Consider the following 21,203-nt stretch of genomic DNA (forward strand, 5'->3'; position numbering starts at 1 on the left):
AAGAGAAAGTACTGTTATTAGCACTTTCTCTTTTTACTACGGCATTACGATTATTTTTGTGAAAGTTCTCTTAGACGATATATTAATGTAGCTGCTTCTGCACGTGTTAGACCTTTCTTTGGCCGGAAAGTATTATCAGGGTATCCCTTCACTAATTGCTCCTCCATAGCCATTTTTACATCCTGGGCAGCCCATACCGCAATATCGGATTCATCGTTAAACTGCTGTACAGATGCTTCAGGTTTAGCCCCCTCACTTAATAGAACATTGATTAACATTTTAGCTGCTTGCTCACGATTGACAAGAGCTACTGGACGAAACTCAAGGGCACTAAAACCTTTTGCTATCCCATTAACGATGGCTGCATTTAGTTCTGGTGCATACCAAGCAGCATCGTTAACATCTTTAAAGGTCAGGGTGATCGACTCATCTGGACTCACGGCCAAGGTACGGACGATCAATGCAGCGAATTCCATTCGTGTGATCTGCTTATCAGGAGCAAACATCTCGAATGTAATGCCTTTAATAATCCCGTCTTTGGCCAAACTTTCAATTTCTTTTTTAGCGAAATTAGTTGAGATATCTTTGAAGATACCTGTATTTGAATTTGTGTTACTTGGGATTGTATTATCCTCTGGCTTAATCTCATTTCCCTCTTCTTTAGTTTCTTCGGTTTTTGAAGGTGGATTTGGATTAGAAGCTGTTGGTTCGGCTTGTGTCCAAGCTAACACCGTTGTTCCTTCCAGACTCAAGCCGCCTGGATTCATTGCCTTAATTTTATACTCATATGAGGTTGCTGGAACCAAACCAGTCTCTATAAATCGTGTTTGTCCGGCCTTAATTCGGCCAACCTCCTTACCATTACGGTAGATCACCAGATGGGTATAACCTTTAGTATCTACCTGTTTAAAATCAAGTGTAACGGTTTGTGTTGTACTTGTCGCTGTGATATTGCTTGGAGCTGGTGGTAATGTCCACAGCTCTACACGTACGCTCTCTGAAGGAATACCGTCGCTATTTTCCACGACGATCTGCACTGGATACGATGTTCCAGGTTGCAGACCATCGATTCGGATTGGTAGCTTATCTCCACGCCACAATTCTGTCCCTTGCTCATCAATCACTACATATTCTTGAGCGTTTTCCACTTCTGGGAATCGAATTTCAGCCGAATCAGTGCCGGTCACTATCTCCAAGTCTTTAAGAGATACGGGACCTGTCGCCGTTGTTGCGGTTAACTCAATTCCGCGCCCTTCACCACCCTGGTTAACTGGCTTAATCTCGTATTTGTAAGCAGTTCCGGGTTGAAGATTCTTATCCATATAGATAACTTCCCCGCTACCTATGTCCACCTTGGCAACTTCCTGTCCATCACGTTCAATCACGTATTTTAAAACTTCTTGTCCTACTGTTTTCAGCTCAATCGTTACCGATCCAGACTTAACTTCCGTAATTTTCGCGTTAGCTTCGCTTAACTGTGCCTTGGTAACGAGCTGAACCGGAACTCCACTAGATAAGTCACCTGTCTTATTGACCGCATACAACGTTAGATTATATGCATGTCCTACTTGCAGTTGAGTTAACTGTGCGGCTGATTGTGATCCATTGTAGTACACATAGCCATTCGCCTCATCTTTCAGCACGTACCGAATAGCACCTGGTGGATCTGTCCATGTCAGGGTAGCTTCAGTATAATCTGCATCAACCTGAATTAATTCAGGTGCTTCCGTTTTTGTGCTCCAGACAATCTCGGATGCTTTACCCGAGCCAGATGCATTTTCGGCCGCTACAGCAAACCGATACTCGGTACCTGGCTGTAAATCAGATATCCGAAGAGAAGGTGTAGTAACCTCAACTAGATTTCCTTGATCATCCGTCACCCAATACCTCTCGGCTGTTGAATCAGCAGTCCATCCCAGTACCAGCTCTCTTTCGCCTACTTTTTGAATCTGTAGGCCAGATGGCCGAGATGGTTTCGTTGTAAATCCAAATGAAAATGGTGCTCCGAATCCTGAATTGTTCCCTGCTACCACAGTACCAGTATACGTTGTACTACCTTTAAGCTGTGTCATGGTGTAAATCAAATCAGTAGTAACATATTCTGTACCATCATTTAAAACAATTTTATAGACTGTCGCTCCGGTAACATTACTTATCAGTACATCTGCTTGCGTCTCCTCTATACTGGTTACCTCAACTGAATCAACTTGCTCTGGCAGCGTAAACGATCGGAGCTCCTGAGCCTTTCCTTGTCCAGTATGATTGATAGCTACAAGTGATACGGTATATTCAGTGCCAGCTGTTAGGCCTGTAACTTCATGTTGCAAATCAGCCCCGTTGTACTCCATCACTTGCAATCCATTAGGGTCAGTTACCTGCAGTTGATACGAATGTGCGCTTTGTACGCTTTGCCATTGAGCTAAGAATCCCATTGTGCTGTAGTTACTCAATTTCAAAGAATTCATTTGAGCCGGTAGAGTCAGGACTTCCAGCGGATTGGACAATTCGCCCTCCCCTGTATCGTTACCAGCAGAGATTGAATACGTATAGTTTGTTCCAGCTGTTAGGCCCAAATCTGCATAACTGAGATCTTGGTCTGATCCTTGGAACAGCAACTCTTCACCACGGTACAAATCATAATAGGTTGCTGTTGTTACACTTTGCCACTCGGTTGTAATACTGTTCTCTTTAATCTCCACTGACGTGAATCCAATTGGAGTGGATGGTAAGGTTAAAAAGCCAGTACTCGTTGCGACGCTTGCTCCTGTTGCGTTCATTGCCCAAACTTGTAAGGTATACAGACTCCCTGGTTCTAAACCAGTTAAAGATTGCTGTGTCGCTGATGCCACTGAGTCATGGCGAACCTGCCCCTGATGATCAGTAAGTACCAATCTGTATTCCGTGGCACTTTGAACCGGCTCTATCGTTACATTCATTGAATCAGGTGTCCGGAAAACAGGCTTAATATTAACTATCGGGCTGTCCGGATATGTCTGCACTTCAGCGCGGGCTTCAGACGCACCCACATGATTGTTTACTGTCACCTGGTAAGTGTAATTTTCACCACCTACTAGTTGCTGATCGATATATTCATTTGTTGGATAAACCAACGTTGTTTCCTTACCGGTATTTAAGTTTTTAATGGTGTATGAATAACCATCTGTATACCGATTGTTTGGTAGGTTCCATTGCAGTCTAACTTCAGACGCGCTCAATGCGTTCGCAGTTAGCTCAGGAACGTCTGGTATTTCCTGTAGCTGAAACGGATTGGATGTATGCGTTCCCACATTGCCGGCATGGTCAATCACTTTTGTGTGAACATACCATGTTCCTTCTCCTTCATCCACTGATACCATTCCATTGCTAGGCAATGTCTGCCATGAACCACTTGGTGAAGCACTTTGACTTATCTCATAATAGGTTGGAGCAGCCACTCCAGATAAACGATCCGTTGGCGTAATTTGTACGTCTTTGCCCTGTTTAGACCAGTTCAGGCCATTAGGCGACAGTACTACCTCTGGAAGTTCTTTGTCTATCATGATAGTAAATTCAATCTCCGAACTCTTAAGTCCGACGGCATCTATGGCCCGAGCAGTGATTACATATTCGCCAGAGTCTGTCAGAGTTCCCCGATCACCGGTAAGGTAAGATCCACTTCCAATTTTATATTCATATGTGACATCTGTTGCATCCTGACTGCCGCCTAACTCGAATGATACGTCCTGATTAGACCAAGATGTATCTGTTACAGTGTGTATAGGGGGTGTTGGTGCTGTTCGATCGATAAATACCTGCGCATGTGCCTCTGAACTAACATTCCCAGCATTGTCGATTGTCCGACCCCACAAATCTGTGATTCCCTCTGAATCCATTTCAAAAGTTCCTTTGTATAGCTCCCAGTTTCCATTTCCAATTTTAACTTGGCTATAGGACACGCCACTCAGTTCATCATGGCCGTCGATTAATGTAATGCCCACTGGATCTTGAGTAGGCTTATCCGATGTAATATTCAGTTCAGGTTTCCCTGGTGCTTGCTTATCGATTTTAGCAATCACCTGGGTTGGTTCTCCAATGTTGCCTGCTTTGTCAACGGTGCGAACTTGATATGTCCATTCACCCGAATCTTGAATAACTGCAGGTGCTAGATACTTCGTCCATGTTTGCCCATCTCTTGAAAACTCGGAGTAATCCGGGCCGCTGCCTGTATCGATGCCATGTGAAGCAGTAAGCGTTACGTTTTTATTAGTCCAAGAATCATCGGACAACTGCACATCCGGGCGACCCGGCAATGTCTTATCAATTCTTATGGTTTGTTGTAGTTCAGTACCTACATTCCCCAGTTTGTCGATAGACACAGCCGACAACTCATAAGTACCTTCATCTTGCAAAACAATAGTTCCCTTGTAATCTACCCATGAACCATTATTTAACTTATACTGTGTTTTCTCTGTCCCTACCCCGGCATCCGCCCCTGGTGTAAGAACGACCGAAACTGTTTCTTTTGTCCAGTCTCCACTAGGAGTTACTGTAACTCCCGGTTTAGATGGTCCCATTCGGTCTATCTTAACGACTACTGAAGCTGTATCTCCTGTATTGTTTGCCTTATCAGTAGTTTTTGCCTCTATCGTTGTTTGGCCTTCTTGATCTATCAGGAAAGGGGTGCCTTTGTATTCTTGCCAGTTACCCCAACTCCCATTGTTAAGTCGATAATCCGTTCCCTTAACTCCACTTCCACCGGCTTTGTCCGTTCCCGGCGTAATCGTAACGGTTACCGGGGTTTTAGACCAACCTGTTTCAGATAAACTTACACTTGGAATGGTAGGCGCTGTTTTATCAATTAAAATCTGCCCCGTGTAGTTTGAATTGGATACGCCACCATTAGGGTCCGTTGCCTTTACAGCGATATTCGTGTATGATCCTTCAGCAATCTGACTCCCGCTCCATGTTAACGACCATGTTTTTGCGCTGGCTGTACCGGTGACAGTAATCGTCTTTTGTACGCCATTTAGAGAAGCAGAAACAACTACATTATCATTGTCCGGATCAGAAACAGTGCCTGTTATACTCACATCACCAGTACTACTGATTTGGTTAGTCTGAGTTATCTGAATTATTGGGTTACTGTTGAGGACTCCATAATACACGTATCTTGTGTTTCCAGAGTACCCGTTGTCAGGGTAAGCATTCCTACTTTGCGCAGTTACTCTCCCATCATAAACTTCTCTGGAAGAGTAAGATGGGCTTACCCATTGCTGTCCAGTTGCGTATCCCGTACATGTTGCAGTGCCCCCTCCAGGAGGTTGAGTGTATTGGACACAATACTGATAGGACTGATAATAACCACCACCAGTTTGATAAGATTCGGTGTGATATGTGTCCCATGCGTATGTAGCTGCTGAAGCAGTTGGAGGAGGAAAGTAACTGAATATCATTGCCGCTATCACAAACAAAATCAATGATTTTTTCTTCATATCTTTTCCTTTCTATTCATTCTCAACGGTATAATTTATTGATTGATTGAAGAGTTGAAGATATAGCTAACTCCTATTGTTTACAATCAACCTCCTTTCGAAAAATCAAAAAATGCGGCGTACTAAGAGAAGCCCTATATAAAAAAGGGAACTCTAGCACGCCGCATCTACGGTAGTGATATTATGTGCGTATTCAGTTTGTGTGATTAAAGTATATCTTGAATTACACAGGAAATCAATTTAAACTTCCTCATCAAGTAACACAAAAAAACCGATCCACATCATCAAGGATCGGCTTACTCATTAACTGAGAGAGGAAAAATGGTCATAAATATAGTTTATCCCACCTGCTTCAGATATATACATTATTCAGTTTTCTATTGAACATTTGTTTTGATGTAGATACATGTTCTACATTGAATTGTCACACCCAAACACTGTTTACATACTCATAAGTTTAAAGGCATATCCGGAGCAGTCATAGCTATTACCTATGTCCCTCGATTTCTTAAAAGCACTCACTCCATTCCTAAAAAATCCTTAATCTCCATCAGTTTTATCTTCATTTTTGATATCCTAGCTTGTGAAACCCCTAAAATTTTTGCTGCTTCTTCTTGTTTTAAACCTGGATGTGATAACAACAGTTTATGATAATCCCTTACTTTCGGAGGAAGGTAGCCTTCGTATGTAACTTTAGTTGGTTTCGGTATAAGCCTTGCTTCCTTCTTTACGTTTTCTACACAGGTCTTGCACACCTTATGTGCTTTAAAAATGACAGTGTTATCTGTAGATCCACATAAAATACAACGGTTGTTTCGAACTGTCATTATAATATTTTCTTCACCTGTACTTAAAATTAGTTCTGTATCTGCATCCATTTGGTACAATTCTTGCAGCTCTTTAGGAAGCGAAATTCGACCATCTACAGTAATGTGTTTAATCATTTGTTGGTAATCACCTCAATTTTAAATAGACCGGTTGTACTAGCATCTAAATTCTCAACTGCAGCGAATCAACATATCAAGAAATAAAAATGTTATATCCCTCCTGCCATAATGCCACTAATTCTAGAAAATGACTGTATAACTCACGATTGTAGCTGTTAGCTTTCTCAAGGACTTGATTTACTTCCATGAAGTTCAAACATAATTTCGGGTGATTTAATTGATCTAACATTTTCATATGATCTTCAGTTAGGTCATCTAATTCAGGAAAAGCTATCCACTGTGGGCAGATTTTATTCCAACTCTCTTCTAACTCATTAATCAAAAGAAAATACTTTAATTGCACAATAATAGACGATGAGATTTCTATACTTTCATAATCAGAAAATTGATCTATTTTTAGACTAGTTGTACCATTACTTCTATTTACAGTAAAATTTCTTATGGCTTCAATATACATGATCGTATTTTATTCCCTCCAATTTTTTATTAAAAAAAAAGATGTCGAGTAGAAACCAACTCTTACACCGTTTACCCGACTAGAAATATAAATGAGCATCTGCTAGATTGAATTTTGCAGCCTGCTCATTTTTCCAATCCTAATTATATTTGTACATCTCTACGTGATTCTTCTCTACTTTCAAGTTCGTCATCAATGATATACTCAGTATTTCTGAGTCGTTCAAAGCATGTACTCAATAAATAATAATGGATACCCCAGTGGTAACGATACGGATCAGGATAATATGAGTTGAGTTCATTGTCAGCAGGATATCTAAAACGTGAAGATGACGCGTCCACTTCATGTATTAACTTCACATAGAATTCGATTTGTTCTGGATGTGGAATATTAATAGAACTCATCGGCCCCTCACAATGTTTAGTCTGTGTCGCTTTCCACAACCAATATAAGTTATGCTTTTTGCTACGAATCAGCTTAATTGCCTCATCTTTATCTAGTAACTTCATACTTAGTCCTTTTAAACTCAACTCTATAGCATTACGAAATAAATAACAAACAGCGAAAAAACTGTTGAAATCACGGATCGAATTTGCAGCTAAATTTTCTACATGCTTCTGGTAAAGATGAGTTGCACATTCACTATACGCATCAGCAAAACGATTGATGGTAATTCTTTTATAGTCATTACCGAAAACAGATTTTTGCTTATAACCCCCACCTTCCTCTAAAAATTCAGTACTATAACCAGGGTTCTCGATGAAATCTTCTAAATTCTCTGTGTATGAGATCTCATCTGGCGTTATAGTCGTCTCTTCAAATAGTCTTTTAATTAGTGCGAACGCAAGGATAAACTTGTTTGATAGCTTAATTAAATCAACATCTCTACGTTCTTCAAATATATTTTTCATCGTTAATTTCTCATCAAAAACATCTTCTACCTTTTCAAATTTGAACGGATACCTGAATGAGTCTGACATCTGATCAAATATGCTGATGTTTCTGAAGAATTCACTCAACCAGGTATAACCTTTCTTTTCATGATCTTTATTAATGGATAAGCTTAATATTTCATTATACAAAGAACTCAGATCGTGTCTTGTTCTTTGTATAAAAGATATTCTGTCTGATGAAGTTTTGATTTCTTGATAATAAAGTGATTTAAGAAGAAGCTCCAAAGCTTGTCTATACAAATATGTCATTGGAAAGATAAATGTATCTAGATAGGCATTTTTCTTTTCTTCCAAAAGAAATGAAGCAATTTCAACTGCAGCATTCTGAAAGCCAATAGCCATATCAAAAAAATCTTTTGATAAATCCCCCGATTGTGTCACCTCAGCCAATGCAAGTTTCAAACGTTCCGGCGAAGGAAACTCTTCTTTCAGAAAATCATACAATCCTTGTTCAAATTCTCCCAGGTCATCATACTTCACCTTATCTCCATAATATATATTGATTAATTTCCTTAACTGAGATTCACTCAAATGATTATTCATTAAGTTTTTATTCACCGATACGAACGTCAAGGTAAAACCTCCTGTATATAATAAGTTGTTGCGATCTGCTACGAACTATTTCTGTACTAATGCCGGATAATTTAAAATTTAGTATTAGTCTAACAATGAAAAGTTCATTTCAGAGAAAATCTTATCCAATGATATCTGCTCATGGCGGGCGAATTCTACGAGACTAAACACGATTGGCCAACCAACCCCACCATCTCCACTAACAAATGTGTCTTGACCCCAGTCATTATCGTAATAGGCCATCTCTTTAAGCGTAAGCACTTCAATTTCCTTTTTACATGTAGCCACGCTGGATCTGAGATGATTCTCGACCTCACGACTTAGTGCTCTCATTTTTTGACCGTCAGACGGTTCCGCACGTTCTAAAAAGCCAGTCAAGAATTCACGAGATTGTGGGGTAAGGTTTTCTAATCTCTTAAGGTAGGAGATACAGGAATCTAGAGTTATTTTCAACTCATCTTCTGACAAATTCCATTTCAGTACCTCGTTCATCCTAGAGAGGGTCTTTGGCAGTGTAGCAGTGGCTAAGCTCCGTCGTGATAAGTAACTCCTAGCTGTGGACTGATCTGTGTTCAGCAGTTTTTGAAGCAATTTAAGAGTCTCTGCTTCTGAATCTTCTATGTTCGCTAATTTCTGATACTCTGCATTAAAGTCAGTATCAGATAGTGCATTCATTTGTTGGAACAGTGCTGCCGCATGTCTGGGGTTATAGATAGCGAACATATTAGTCTTAAACATGCTCATTTCGTTAATCAGATGAGCGATACGGGGTTCCCTGTTCTTAATACCATCATGAAGTGGGGCACAAATTATGAGTATCCACTTGTCCAAACCATGCGCAAACGATTCAGCAAACTGACGTTTTACGTTGGCTGCAAAGTTGTCCTCTGTAACATCGTAGTGACTTTTAATCTGAAACCCAATCTTCACGCGATCAGGAATTTCAAGAATGAGATCCACTCCGTGATCATTCATGGCTTGGGTAAAATTCAGAATTACACTCCCTCCAAGGTGGCTTTTGTTCATTTCTATGTAATTTTGAAGTTCTCTAACCATATTATCATGATTCCTATTAATAAAAATGCCGGTGTTATCATCCTGCCCTCTATTCAACAATACCGATACTGCTGATACAAGCTGTTGTTTATTCAAAAGAAATCCTCCCCTGGTGTCAATCCTCTACCCATATTATAGCAATGTACATGCCGTTCAAACAAAGACAGTTTCAACACCTGAAAGAATCCATTACCAGTGTCCAGTCTCTCATATGCTTACCTAATCAAACTGACTCAAATCTGTAATACATACATCGGATTAATATTATACGGAATGAATTTATCTATACAACAAAAAAGAAGTAGCTTAACAGCTACTTCATCAATTTATTATCCAATGAATTGTTTAGAATCTAACGTATTAGCAATTCTTAAGAAAACCTTCATATCTACAGCATTAATTATCTCATTTTGGAGATTTGCGTACTCGCTTTGTAATTGTGTGTTTCTATCTGTTACCGTCTTGAGTCGGCCTTCCAATGTATCAATGATCTGTCTGAGGATGTTCATGCTGTTACTCACCTGATCCATAGCCTCATTTACAGCTGATAGTATATCTAGATCAGATGGGTATGATGTAATTACGCCATTTTCGATTTTTATTGCTTTAGTTTCTTCCACCAGTACAGGCTTCGATTCATTAATCATGATAATCTTTTGTTGATCTTTATTTTGAATCCGAACTAGTTTAGCCTTTTCAATTGCTGTTTCATATCTTTTTCGTAAAGCTCCGTTCCATCGAAATCCACAAGCACCACTTGTTCTTGATAACTTTTCGCCGGCTTCTTCGAATGCCTTAAGCTGCGTGCTTCCTGATTCAATATGCTTCAAGACTGTTTGCGCTAAGTACAGATCTGCATCAGCATCCCAAGCATCTTTACGTTGTTCCTGTTCCATTGGTATCGCTCCCTATGATTAAGTTATAGTTAATTTCATTTATATCCATTCACATAGAGAGATATTCACAAATTCTATTTTCCTTACTCATTTAGCTTGTTTCTAATAGTTCGACTGTACATAAAAGGACTCTATCCCTTTTATGTTGCTACATATCAACCTCAAGAATATATTAAAACATCGCTATTGAATGTTTTATTCCAATTAGTCTATAATAATAATCTAATTAGAATAATTCATTAAATATGAGGTGATTTGATTTGTCGATCGTAGAGGACATGAGGAAAAAGATTACGGAGATGGAGTCTACAATTGAAGAATATAAAGTAATCAGTAGCAAACTCCCTACAGAAATTAATTATGTTGTTCAAAGCTTGCTGAATCATGAACTTAATGATTTGCGATTTCGATTAGAAAGATTTACATTTCTTAAATCTGAAAAACAGTGTACCCAGTGCAACAACTGGATTAAAGAAAATGAAGATCCTACGCTATTGAATTTTCAATATAAGACAACCAAGCCTGTACATATGACACTATGTTTCAACTGTATGTCGGCTATGGATAAAGTCATGGTTACAAATGAAGCAGAACCCAAATGGGGATTACGCCTTGGAACTATTAAGCAAGACCGCCAGCTTGGTAAGTTAAAAGAGTTTGAGGATCTCGGGCTGGTTAAATTATCTGGTCGGTATATTAAAATACACGAAATTGTGATGAAGACATACTACGAACCAAAATTAAGAGAAAAAGAATTGAGGGAAATCCAACGAAATGATAGATCTAAAAGCAAAAAATAAAGGGTGCTATTCAACCGTTGTGGTTGAATAGCACCCCTAGTGGTAAATCATCTATCTCGGATCATAATATTTGCTACACAGCGTAACATCATAGTTGCGCTTTTTCTTATCAATCACTGAGATACATACGTTATCCCTATATGACCTCAGTCCGGCGTACCCTTTCAACGTAACAGCCACCCCATTCGTCCCTAGAAGTGTAATTGTTTTTCTTTTTAATTCGAACCCCGTAAGAGTGAAGGGTAAGCTCACAATAGAACGAATCCAGTCATCAGATATGGGTATATGAATTTTCATTGTTGCACCTAATAGACGCGTTTTCACTTGTTCAAAGGGCATCTCTACTTCTGCAGCTTCAATCTCTGGGAAAATACCCTCCTCATTTCCTATAATGGATTCTAAAGAGAAACTGGCTTTTCCCAAACAGACTTCTTCAGGAGCCTTTTTGAACCTGGAAAAAGTATTACCCCCAACATAATTGAAGGTATAGCTATCGTTACACTCAATCAATTCATGAATAGAATTTCGGATGATAAGGTAAGAATCCTTTGAACCCAATTTAATAGGTTTTGGCACGTTAGAATTCATCAGAACAGTCGTATACCACATATGTAAAAAAGAGAATGGTATAGAAAGATCAACTAAGTCATCCTTGTAGCAGAGTATAGCTGTTTCTCCACTTAATTTATTTAGTCTATCCAGCATTAAATACTCTTTATATACGATTTGCAAATTATCCTGAAGTGTCTCAGTGGGACTTGCTTGATAATCTACTGACATATCATTTCAACCTCCAGTTGGCTTCTTTGAGTGGATACAGACTCAGACATTTTGAAGTCCTAAAATTATCAATCATCTGATGAAATGCTTCTGCTCTTACATCAAAACTTTTGCCAACATCTACTGCAAACTTATGTGCAGGAATGACCGTTATCCCCTTATCATCTTTTGCTCGAATATACCCGACTAGAACATCATCTACAAACAATTCATGTAAGTGAAACATGTTCAGAACTCTCGTTTTGATACCTTCCAATTCATTTATTTTTTCTATTAGTAATTGATCCTTCACATATAACATCTCCCAGTACATTCGTTTGTTGTTACATTTATATCAGCTATGTTTTTCATCAGTTTTCTACGTCGATACGGTTTTATTGATCGAACTCTAAGTCAAATATGACTTGATCTATTTGTTCATTCTTTTCGTGATGATTGATCATTAACTGAAGCAGCTCATCACTGGTACATTGATCGGGTAATTTGAATTTCGTTAATCGTTCAAACATCCTTTGCCAATATGGAAACTTGGCAGCGCACTGTAACCATTCGAAATCAGGTCTCTGTAGAATAATGTGATACTTCTTGTTTAGGAAGAAGTACAGAGGCTCATAATGAAATGACCTGCCGTATGATAATATTTCATCTACACTTTCGTTTCCGATGTACGGATACAGTTTTAGATACTTCTTAATACAGTCGTTAGGAATTTCCAATGGTTTATTTGAATCATCTGTCAATTTCAGTCTGCCCTTTTCAATGAATGAAGTATGGAGGTTGTCTTCCATGGTCACAAGAACATGATTAAATCCGTTGCATCCTTTTGATATACCATATCGTTTGGTCCCTTCAATAGTCGTATACTCAACCCGACTACCAGGATAGCTAATTGAGTTTTCCGCGGGTCCCCAGTCACCTGTGACATTTAACTGCATAACGGAATCTAAATTTTTAATAGTTATTACTCTGGACATTGTATTCCCTCGCTTTTATAGAAAATAAAAAAAGTCCCTAAATCGGCTTATGGCCAAAATAGAGACTTTCGTATTGCACTCAAATAATGAATGCAGTTTGGTTTAATATATGGGTGAAGCTTATTCATGATCATGAATAGTTCGTTCGATCAATCAATCGATACATTGAATGTTATGCCTGCAACAAGCCTTTTCTTTACCTCGTCCAACACATCCTGTGGTAAAGGTACATTCTCCTTACTCACTCTATCTGGACCAGTTTTGTACCACCTGGATTGCTCATAAGACTCACAAGTCTTAAAAGCATGGCGTTTACTTTCTCTTTTCAGAGAAAAATAATCACGAACAGACACATTTATTTTGTGTCCACTAAGATCCGACGTAATTATAAAAAACCATTCTTGTTTTTTCAGTCCACCTTCCTGTGTCCGCTCAACTTTCAAAATATCACTCCTTTTTGTACTCTCCTTCAAAGAATCCACCAACAAGAACAGAAAAAAGCCCAGTATCATCGAAATGATAATGAGCTTTTGAAATAGTCCTATGACTGTTTAAATTGATGTTTGAAGGAAACTCTCTTTCTTTTCGGACCAATGTAATACTAATTACAAGTCGTTGGACTCAGTAATAGTGCAGACATTTTACCCTACCTTCCTCATCAGTGAATAACTGAATGTTCAAGGTTTATTCCGTTCTCCTTGAGAGCAGATTGCATTTGCTCTCAAGTCCTTCATTACTTGAAATAGACCATCATCACTGGTTTAGTGTACATGGGATTACAAATAAAACGAAATAGAAGAAAAAGATTGATAGTGTAATTTTACTGGGGAATACAAGTAATTGCAAATAGATAATCACAGACTGAAATCTAACATCTGTTGATGTAATGAAACTCTGTGTGCATGACTTTCGGTAACCTTGATCTGTTTAATAACAGTTACCGGGAGCTCCACTAGTCGCTTGGCCATTTGAAGCTTTAGAACTTTAGGAATGCCATTCTCTATCTGAACCTCAATAATTTCACCTCGCACTATTTGATTTTGCAAAACAATCTCAACACGATCATTTATATCTATAGCTTTAATTTGTTGACTTACGAATCTATAATTGGCAATCCAACTCAGATCTCTTTGAGTTACTCGATCTACTCCTACGGAGACCAATTTTTCTTTTTTATTATCTTCATTTCGTAAATAGTTTGGCTCCCAGGTGGGATCATACATCGCCCTGTGGTTGATACCTGGATGAACCGGAAGGAAACGATACACCATATCCCAAAAACGATTTGAAACTGCTAACCCTTCTGGTCCCTCACGAGCTTTTACTTTTTTGATAATCTCAATTACTTCTACTTCCGGTAGAGGGATGTTTAGTTCCCACCAGTACCGAAGTAAGTTGATCCGGACATCAATGGTTAAATCTCCATAACCTGAGCTAAATCCACCATGATTTCTGTAATACCCAGTACAGCCACCGTACCGAATATCTTGTACACCTTTAAGTAAACCTCGCATCTTATAGTAAGAACCTAACTCATCCGGATATGCCTCCACCAAATTTTTAAGGGAATGGTCTTCCTTCACGACTGTACATGCCCAACAACCAAAACGAGCTGAGGAACCAGAACAGCTTTTGATCGCATCATTGTCGTTTTGTATCATGGCTCCGATTGGACATTCCATTATTCCTGATGCCATACCGTAGATATTGATTAACCTATGGTTCGAGTATTCTTCATTCCACGGTGATGGCTTAGTTGCAAGGTAAGTAGCCACGTCAGCTCCAGACCAATGTCTGATTGGGGGGGCCGTCTTTAAACCACGTAGAACATGGATTCCATACAAATCATCTCCAAAGTGATCCTGGATCGATTTGGACCGGTTGGAGGACTCAAGCGTACGGAGTCCTAAGACTTGGCATACCAGTTCCTCATCAGAAAACCGTTCTAACAAGTCTTCTCTACCAGGGTTAACCTTCAATCTTTCTACACACCACTTGAATGTGGGTGATGGTGGAATGAATCCATCTCCAAACACACACGTTACATAGGTCTGATCCGATTTTGGTTCAACAATTACAAATCGACTCTCATCGAAACCATCCTCAAATAAATCATCAAGTTTAATCGTAACAACGTCTTGCATAGCCCGAATATGCTTCTCAATAAGTGGATTCTCTACACCCGTACTTGCTGAAACAATGTAGAGCTTGTCCTGGTATTCTGAATGTTCTAAAACAAACTCTACGCACAGTTGCAGGATAACGCTAGAATCTTTACCTCCTGAATATGCTACGATAACTTTAGTACATTCTTTAAATATACGTTCAATGGCCAACTTCGAAGTTTGAAGGGTATCTGGGTTGATACTCTCTTCTATGGTCATCGCGTCTGGGGATGTAACCTCAGGTTGTACAATGTAATCCAACGCAGCAAATAGGGATTGCGTCTCATATTCTACTTTATGGGAAATATCTGGCCAGTTCATTGGGGCTTTAACGCCGTATGGGGGGAATAGTTGCGGGTTGAAGAATATCTCAACCAGTAGTGTAACCTCTTCTCCAGTAAACCAAAGCATAAGCTTATGTTTAGGAGAATTCATTAGAGGGTTGTAAGGGTCTTTTAAAGCATCAACAAAAGTTTGCTCAGGAATCATACATTTCATTTTAAGTTGTTCTTCCAAGCCGTGTATGAATAGTATGATCTCTTTATACTCAGATTGATCTAAGAACTCGGACCAATGGATTCGATCGGGTATGCCCATTAACTCCTGAAGAGGATCATTTTTGATAAAATGATGAATTGTAATAAATTGTCCGGAGTGTTCAAATACCGAAGTCCAGTTCCGAACAGTTCCAAAATAGTTCCATTTTCTTTTCTTCAACATTCTCCAAATCTTCCGTGACGATGGATTATGTTTTGCTAGGTTCTCCACCGGTGTTATTTTACTCACTGAGTCTTTAAAAACGTATCTTTCACTATTATCCACTATACTCGCTCTAACTGCAGAAACACAAAACGAGGGAGCCCTCGCAATGTGTTATCTGCGTAGGAGCTCCCTCCCCTTTTATGTTGTTATTCGTTGCTTTAGTCTTGTAGTTAATTAAAACACATGATCTGTTCTCCAAATCGATAACTAAATTTCGTTATCTCTTCAAGAGTGTACTTAAAAGTCGTATTAGCAAAATTAACTGTTACTTCATCTCCGACACAAGGATTTTGAGTTTTAATCTGGTCCATAAATATAGGATTGATGATTTCACTAAGTTTCCCAGATTGATCTGTATAATGGAAACATTTCTCGTTATAAGGTACCTCATCAATTTCCTTATAATAATCAAGTGCTCGAATGGAACCAGATCCGTACCCAGCAGCAATACAAGCTTCCTGTATAGTCTCACCTTTAATGCGATTAATTTCGCCATTCAGCCAGTGAAGTTGAAATATTCTAAGCATTAAAAACCACCTATTCTGTACTGAGTACGAGGCATATCTATTATTTTGTTGAAGCAACTTGGCTCGAGGCCAAATGTTTCAGCTCATCCAGGTCACGATTGATAATCTCATCAGTAATGGATGGATTACCAGCTGACCAGTTTAATTTTTCTCTTCGACTTACAACCGATCGATATGCTTTAATTGTGTCATAGTCCGATGAGGAGGCAGGCCGACGAGCAGTGACTTGAAGTTGTTTATTCAACATCCGCTTCATAAGATCCACTCCTTCTTTTAATAATAAGGGCTTCTGAAAATCACCTGAGAAGCTATACTTATTGGGTAATATAAACTTACCACGCTCAGCATTAATATTCAATGATATGCGGTAGTCCTCCACCAGCGACTCCTTCAGAACATGGAGCTTGTCTAAAGCACGTAAAGATCCAAAGTCAGGATACCTTTTATCTACATTATGCAAGTACCCGGATTCTAGGAACCACTTGTATATATTCTGCTCATCCCCTGGAGAGATATTCAACGCTTCAAACGCTCTAACATTAAGAACATGCCCATATTCATGTTGCAATGACTGTGCACAACGTTCGTGTAGATTCAGCAAGGAAAGGTTCTCCAGCAATTCACTTTGAGTATCCGGGTCCATTAGGCCTTTAAAGACAAGATTACGGGCCTCTTCTTTATAAAGTATTCTCTCTTTTTCAATTCGAATTTCAGTTCTATCTGGAAGCAGGATAATGATTTCTTTATTAGTCCGAGGGGACTTGTACATGAGTGCAAGACCATCACCAGGAAGATGGGAGCGAAACCGAAAATAAAGGTTGTATACATCTACCTCCTGAAGCCGCGCGCCTCTCCGAATGGCAATCTTAATTCCACCGTTCATTTCATATTTTGTTCGCGGTGGCATCTGATCTCTAATAACTTGATCACTGTCTTGTATTAACTCCAATATTAAGCCCAGTTTCTCACGAACATTACGATATCTTGGACGCTCCATCTCCATCCACGACCAATCACAATCTTCAAACTGCACTAACAATTCATCATACTCATTATCAGTAATACTTGATACAAAGTCTGCTTTAAGGTTGTTATCCACTTTTCTATCTCCTCGGTACTTACTCTTATTCTTTTATTCTACACTTTAGATATTTTCGAAACAATTCCTTACGTGTAGGTTTCTCCGGAAATGATACAATCAACATGCTTTGCTAAATAAATGATATAGCCAGAAGCAGTAGTGTACAGATCGTCCTTGTTCTCAAGATTTGAATCATTCAGAATGGGCAGGATTGTTTCCTTCATTTCATTCTGGAAATGATCACTATATAACTCATTTAGCATGTATCCATATGCAATTGAATTGTTTTCTCCATCTAATACATATGGAATCCATTCGTTTTCTGGCTCTTTATGTAGCAGCTCCGTTAACTTGGTCCAATGTTTAGGGGAAATTCCTTCGTCTGTTTCAACAATACACAGGATCGCAGCTCTATTCATTGTCATTTTGAACCCTCCAATTTTTCTTTATTAGTGTAGTAAGTAAACAGTTGATCGTAATAGCACATCAATTGTTCATAGGCCACATTTTCATTACTCAAATTGTCACCGTACTTTTCTTCAAGTTCCTCGATGTTGCCCGCTGCGTTAAACTCCTCGAGAAGAACTCGGATCTGTTCCAATTCAAGCTCTTCCACATCCAAATCCGCTCCTTCAACAACTAGCAGGCGATGTACCTCATCTTCATTTAGATGTTCTTCATGAAGTAATCTGGTAAGGTGATGTTCGAACTCACTCCCTGCAGCTAGTAAAACTACCCAAGGTGGAACATTCTCCAATATAGCCCTCCTCCACAAGAATTTTTAATTTATATAGAGCCTTTAAAGGCTGAATACCGTTTTTTAGCATAAAAAAAGAGCTCACCACTGTAGAAAAGGGTGAACTCTTATAGATATGATTACTCTAGATTAAGTTTTGGATTATTAGGGTAGTGCCTATAAGCTAAAATATCCGACTGATGGGTAGCTGAAGCTACTGCTCATCTAAAGACATCTTACGCCACTTGTATCTTCATTAGAGAGAAATTCTCTATGTACATACATTAACTCACGGTTCATTCAATTCATCATTTCGTAAGGTATAATGAATAAAATCCTATCAAAATTCTCTTAATTTCAATCACAGACGTGATTAGATGGAATTTTGTGTTTGAGTTGTTTAATTAAAAGTATGATATTATCATACAATTAATTAAATGTATTCTCAAGCAAGAGTACATGAAGATCGTTTTCAGCCGGGTTTGATTGCTTTCTCGGCTAACACTAAATTAAATTCAATTTCCTTGTATTCAAATTTTTCACCATGTTTCGATTCATAAAGCTTCTCCCATGCTGCCATATCTTCTTCTTTCTCACTATCACTAAAAACTCTAGATTCGATTAAATCTTCAGTGTAAGCCCCGACTTTTCCAATCCACACTTCCGCTCTTTTTAACCTATTTTAAAATTGAACACATTAACTAGGTAAGTCATTAATGCAGCGTTTAATGTCTTCTTTATAGCGCGGATCTCACTATCATTGTACTTTCTGGCCTTCTTCAACATTTTCAGGGCACGTCTGCTTGCATCATGTTCAATCCATACACTCATAAGCTGAAGACACATAATGGCAAGCACAGCAGCTACAAGGATGTAAACCATCCAATTTATAAAAAAGTACATGATCAGGAGGATAGGCACAGCTTTTGATAGGATGATACCAAATGGGACTAAACAATAACGAGCATACATTATCAACCCATTATCACGGTCACATTCAGAATGTCCAACTTCGTGTGCTGCAATTGCTATAGCAGCTACGGAACGACTATCATGGATATCCTTAGATAACAAGATGGTTTTCCCATAACGGCTATATGCACCTGTTTTAACACCCTCGGTAATATGAACACGGGTAGCCTGTATATTATTACGTTGGATTAAACATTCAGCAATTTCTGACCCTGTTTCTCCAGCATGAGTGTTAATGTAGCTCCATCTATCCATTGTTTTTTCAAAATGCCAGGAGGCAACTTTTCGTAATATGAGAATAATGCATACTCCAGATAGTAAAGTCATGTTAAGTCCCTCTTCCTTTTTAATTACTAAGTGCGTCTCTTAATTGTTGATGTAGAGTCTCGGCAAGAGCTCTTGCTACCGGCACAGCTACTCCGTTACCAATAAGTTTGTACTGATTGGTAATTTTAACGGTATCCGGAATCACAAATGAATCATCTACGCCCATAAGCCTCAAAAATTCTCGGACTGTAATCTTTCGATCCTCTTCAGGATGTAGAAAAGCTCGTCCGTCCTTACCTATATTGAATCCGATCATCGGACTTACGTTATCCCACTGTAACCTTCTTGCTCCAATCCACTGATTCCGAGGATGCAGCATTAGATCGTGAATACGTTCTGGTGTTGGACTTGTCCAAGTCACTACATGGTTCGGAACAAGAATAGGTTGGTTTACTGCTGTAGGGGCAGGTAGATCACTTAGTGCATCTCTAACCGTTTTATGAACGTGTGGTGGTTGAGGAAACCTAAAAGTAAAACCCAAATCTTTACGAATACCAACGATAAATAATCGATCACGGCTCTGGGCAACACCAAATGTTTCAGCATTTAAGCTTCCAAGGGATATTTGATAACCTATAGCGCGGAAAGAGTTAAGTAGCTCATCAAGAGTAGATCTATGCTTCTTATATAATCCTATAACGTTCTCAAAAATGATCGCTTTGGGCTTAACTAATTTAATGCCATTAAAATACGCCCAAATGAGCTTTCCGTGTTCTCCCTGCTGCCCTTTGCCGGCAGTGTTGTTGGATGTGAAATCAAAACATGGTGGTCCACCTACGGCTACATCCACTTCTGGGAGAGCTGAAGGGGTATGATCGATGATACTCTCTATGTCTCCAACAACAATATGGTTCTCGACGTTATGTTTGTAACATAGTGCCGGTTGTGGGTTAAGTTCGTTTGCCCAGATGAAATCAAAATATTCTTTCATCCCATAATCCAACAATCCTCCTCCGGAAAAGAAAGAGAGTGCTGTGAACTTTTTTTCGCTTTGTAAATGCATTTATTAGCCCTCATTATTTAGAAACTCACAGTTTCTAAATAGGGCAACCAATAAAGACGAACCTTAGGGTAGATCGTCTACACTTGCTAGAAGGCATTCTATCCCCTTACCTTCAGCTGTAATGGTTTTATGGATTACTAAAGAACCAATCCTACATCAATCCTTATGGATACTGTGGCATTGATGTAGGTTGTTCATCCAACCTGTTAACAGGAAATGCCTTACTCCGCTTTAGCTCCTTTTTACGAGACTTGATATGCTCAAACCACGAAGAATCCTTATAACGTTCTCGATCTTCAGTCGCGCAATCATACTTTTTAAAACAATCGTGAGAACCATAGAATTCACATGAACCACATTCTACTTCAAAGAAGGTAGTTGCTTCTTGATTATCAATAACGAATAACTTATCAAGAGAAAGAACTCCTATCAATGAGGTTCCACTGATTACTCCATCTTTAAGAAATTCCTTAGGTAAAATCAATATCGATTTAGCCTCAACATATAAAGGGAATTCATCCTCTAGTTGAATAAAATGTTTCCTGCCATCCAAAAAACCGCGGTTATAAATCGCGGTTTTTTGAGGGCCGTTCATGGAAAGAAAGAAACAATCCAGTGAACCTGATATGATCTTTTGAAACATTAGATGTTTTTTACGGCCTTTACTATTTACATGTAGAACTATGGGTTTAGGCTTTGGCATAGATATCTCCTCTGTCCTTT

At 39.0% G+C, this 21,203-nt stretch carries 20 protein-coding genes; 1 reads left to right on the top strand and 19 read right to left on the bottom strand.

Annotation, left to right across the window (positions count from 1 at the left end; all coding sequences use genetic code 11):
- Positions 1–50 precede the first annotated feature (50 nt).
- From HP548_RS33880 to HP548_RS33650, 6 genes are all read right to left on the bottom strand, one after another.
- Positions 51–5,069: an OmpL47-type beta-barrel domain-containing protein gene (locus tag HP548_RS33880; protein WP_175380775.1), complete on the bottom strand. Its 5,019-nt coding sequence runs from the start codon at positions 5,067–5,069 to the stop codon at positions 51–53.
- A 920-nt stretch (positions 5,070–5,989) separates the two neighbouring features.
- Positions 5,990–6,415, bottom strand: a complete 426-nt coding sequence (locus HP548_RS02510; protein WP_175380776.1) for a hypothetical protein — start codon at positions 6,413–6,415, stop codon at positions 5,990–5,992.
- Between the two features lie 76 nt (positions 6,416–6,491).
- Positions 6,492–6,875, bottom strand: coding sequence for a hypothetical protein (locus HP548_RS02515; RefSeq protein WP_175380777.1), 384 nt, complete (start codon positions 6,873–6,875; stop codon positions 6,492–6,494).
- Positions 6,876–7,018: 143 nt separating this feature from the next.
- Complete coding sequence (locus tag HP548_RS02520) at positions 7,019–8,401, bottom strand: hypothetical protein (protein ID WP_175380778.1); 1,383 nt, start codon at positions 8,399–8,401, stop codon at positions 7,019–7,021.
- A gap of 84 nt (positions 8,402–8,485) precedes the next feature.
- Complete coding sequence (locus HP548_RS02525) at positions 8,486–9,553, bottom strand: hypothetical protein (protein ID WP_175380779.1); 1,068 nt, start codon at positions 9,551–9,553, stop codon at positions 8,486–8,488.
- Positions 9,554–9,786: 233 nt separating this feature from the next.
- Complete coding sequence (locus HP548_RS33650; protein WP_175380780.1) at positions 9,787–10,353, bottom strand: hypothetical protein; 567 nt, start codon at positions 10,351–10,353, stop codon at positions 9,787–9,789.
- Between the two features lie 299 nt (positions 10,354–10,652).
- Between HP548_RS33650 and HP548_RS02535 the strand changes: the two genes are divergently transcribed.
- Positions 10,653–11,153, top strand: coding sequence for a hypothetical protein (locus tag HP548_RS02535; RefSeq protein ID WP_175380781.1), 501 nt, complete (start codon positions 10,653–10,655; stop codon positions 11,151–11,153).
- A gap of 51 nt (positions 11,154–11,204) precedes the next feature.
- On the opposite strand, the gene HP548_RS02540 is transcribed toward HP548_RS02535, so the two are convergent.
- The 13 genes from HP548_RS02540 to HP548_RS02600 form a co-directional block, all read right to left on the bottom strand.
- Complete coding sequence (locus tag HP548_RS02540; protein ID WP_175380782.1) at positions 11,205–11,933, bottom strand: hypothetical protein; 729 nt, start codon at positions 11,931–11,933, stop codon at positions 11,205–11,207.
- Position 11,934: 1 nt separating this feature from the next.
- On the bottom strand, positions 11,935–12,225 hold the full coding sequence (locus tag HP548_RS02545) for a hypothetical protein (protein ID WP_175380783.1): 291 nt from the start codon (positions 12,223–12,225) through the stop codon (positions 11,935–11,937).
- An 82-nt stretch (positions 12,226–12,307) separates the two neighbouring features.
- Complete coding sequence (locus tag HP548_RS02550) at positions 12,308–12,907, bottom strand: hypothetical protein (protein WP_175380784.1); 600 nt, start codon at positions 12,905–12,907, stop codon at positions 12,308–12,310.
- Between the two features lie 149 nt (positions 12,908–13,056).
- Positions 13,057–13,350, bottom strand: a complete 294-nt coding sequence (locus HP548_RS02555; protein ID WP_175380785.1) for a hypothetical protein — start codon at positions 13,348–13,350, stop codon at positions 13,057–13,059.
- Between the two features lie 411 nt (positions 13,351–13,761).
- Entirely contained in the window at positions 13,762–15,858 is a 2,097-nt protein-coding gene (locus HP548_RS02560) for a phosphoadenosine phosphosulfate reductase domain-containing protein (protein WP_217504592.1), read from the bottom strand.
- Positions 15,859–16,004: 146 nt separating this feature from the next.
- Positions 16,005–16,361: a hypothetical protein gene (locus HP548_RS02565; protein ID WP_175380787.1), complete on the bottom strand. Its 357-nt coding sequence runs from the start codon at positions 16,359–16,361 to the stop codon at positions 16,005–16,007.
- 40 nt (positions 16,362–16,401) lie between these two features.
- Entirely contained in the window at positions 16,402–17,460 is a 1,059-nt protein-coding gene (locus HP548_RS02570; RefSeq protein WP_175380788.1) for a hypothetical protein, read from the bottom strand.
- Between the two features lie 68 nt (positions 17,461–17,528).
- Positions 17,529–17,867: a hypothetical protein gene (locus tag HP548_RS02575; protein ID WP_175380789.1), complete on the bottom strand. Its 339-nt coding sequence runs from the start codon at positions 17,865–17,867 to the stop codon at positions 17,529–17,531.
- Positions 17,864–18,199: a hypothetical protein gene (locus HP548_RS02580; RefSeq protein ID WP_175380790.1), complete on the bottom strand. Its 336-nt coding sequence runs from the start codon at positions 18,197–18,199 to the stop codon at positions 17,864–17,866. The genes HP548_RS02575 and HP548_RS02580 overlap by 4 nt, the downstream gene beginning before the upstream one ends.
- Before the next feature lie 451 nt (positions 18,200–18,650).
- Positions 18,651–18,839 carry a hypothetical protein gene (locus HP548_RS02585; protein WP_175380791.1) on the bottom strand — a complete coding sequence of 63 codons (189 nt, stop codon included), beginning with the start codon at positions 18,837–18,839 and terminating at the stop codon, positions 18,651–18,653.
- Positions 18,840–18,850: 11 nt separating this feature from the next.
- Positions 18,851–19,477: a zinc metallopeptidase gene (locus HP548_RS02590; RefSeq protein WP_175380792.1), complete on the bottom strand. Its 627-nt coding sequence runs from the start codon at positions 19,475–19,477 to the stop codon at positions 18,851–18,853.
- Between the two features lie 19 nt (positions 19,478–19,496).
- Positions 19,497–20,480 carry a DNA cytosine methyltransferase gene (locus HP548_RS02595; RefSeq protein WP_175380793.1) on the bottom strand — a complete coding sequence of 328 codons (984 nt, stop codon included), beginning with the start codon at positions 20,478–20,480 and terminating at the stop codon, positions 19,497–19,499.
- Positions 20,481–20,643: 163 nt separating this feature from the next.
- Positions 20,644–21,183: a hypothetical protein gene (locus HP548_RS02600; protein ID WP_175380794.1), complete on the bottom strand. Its 540-nt coding sequence runs from the start codon at positions 21,181–21,183 to the stop codon at positions 20,644–20,646.
- Positions 21,184–21,203: the final 20 nt, after the last annotated feature.

The organism is Paenibacillus taichungensis (assembly GCF_013359905.1).
GTDB lineage: Bacteria > Bacillota > Bacilli > Paenibacillales > Paenibacillaceae > Paenibacillus > Paenibacillus taichungensis.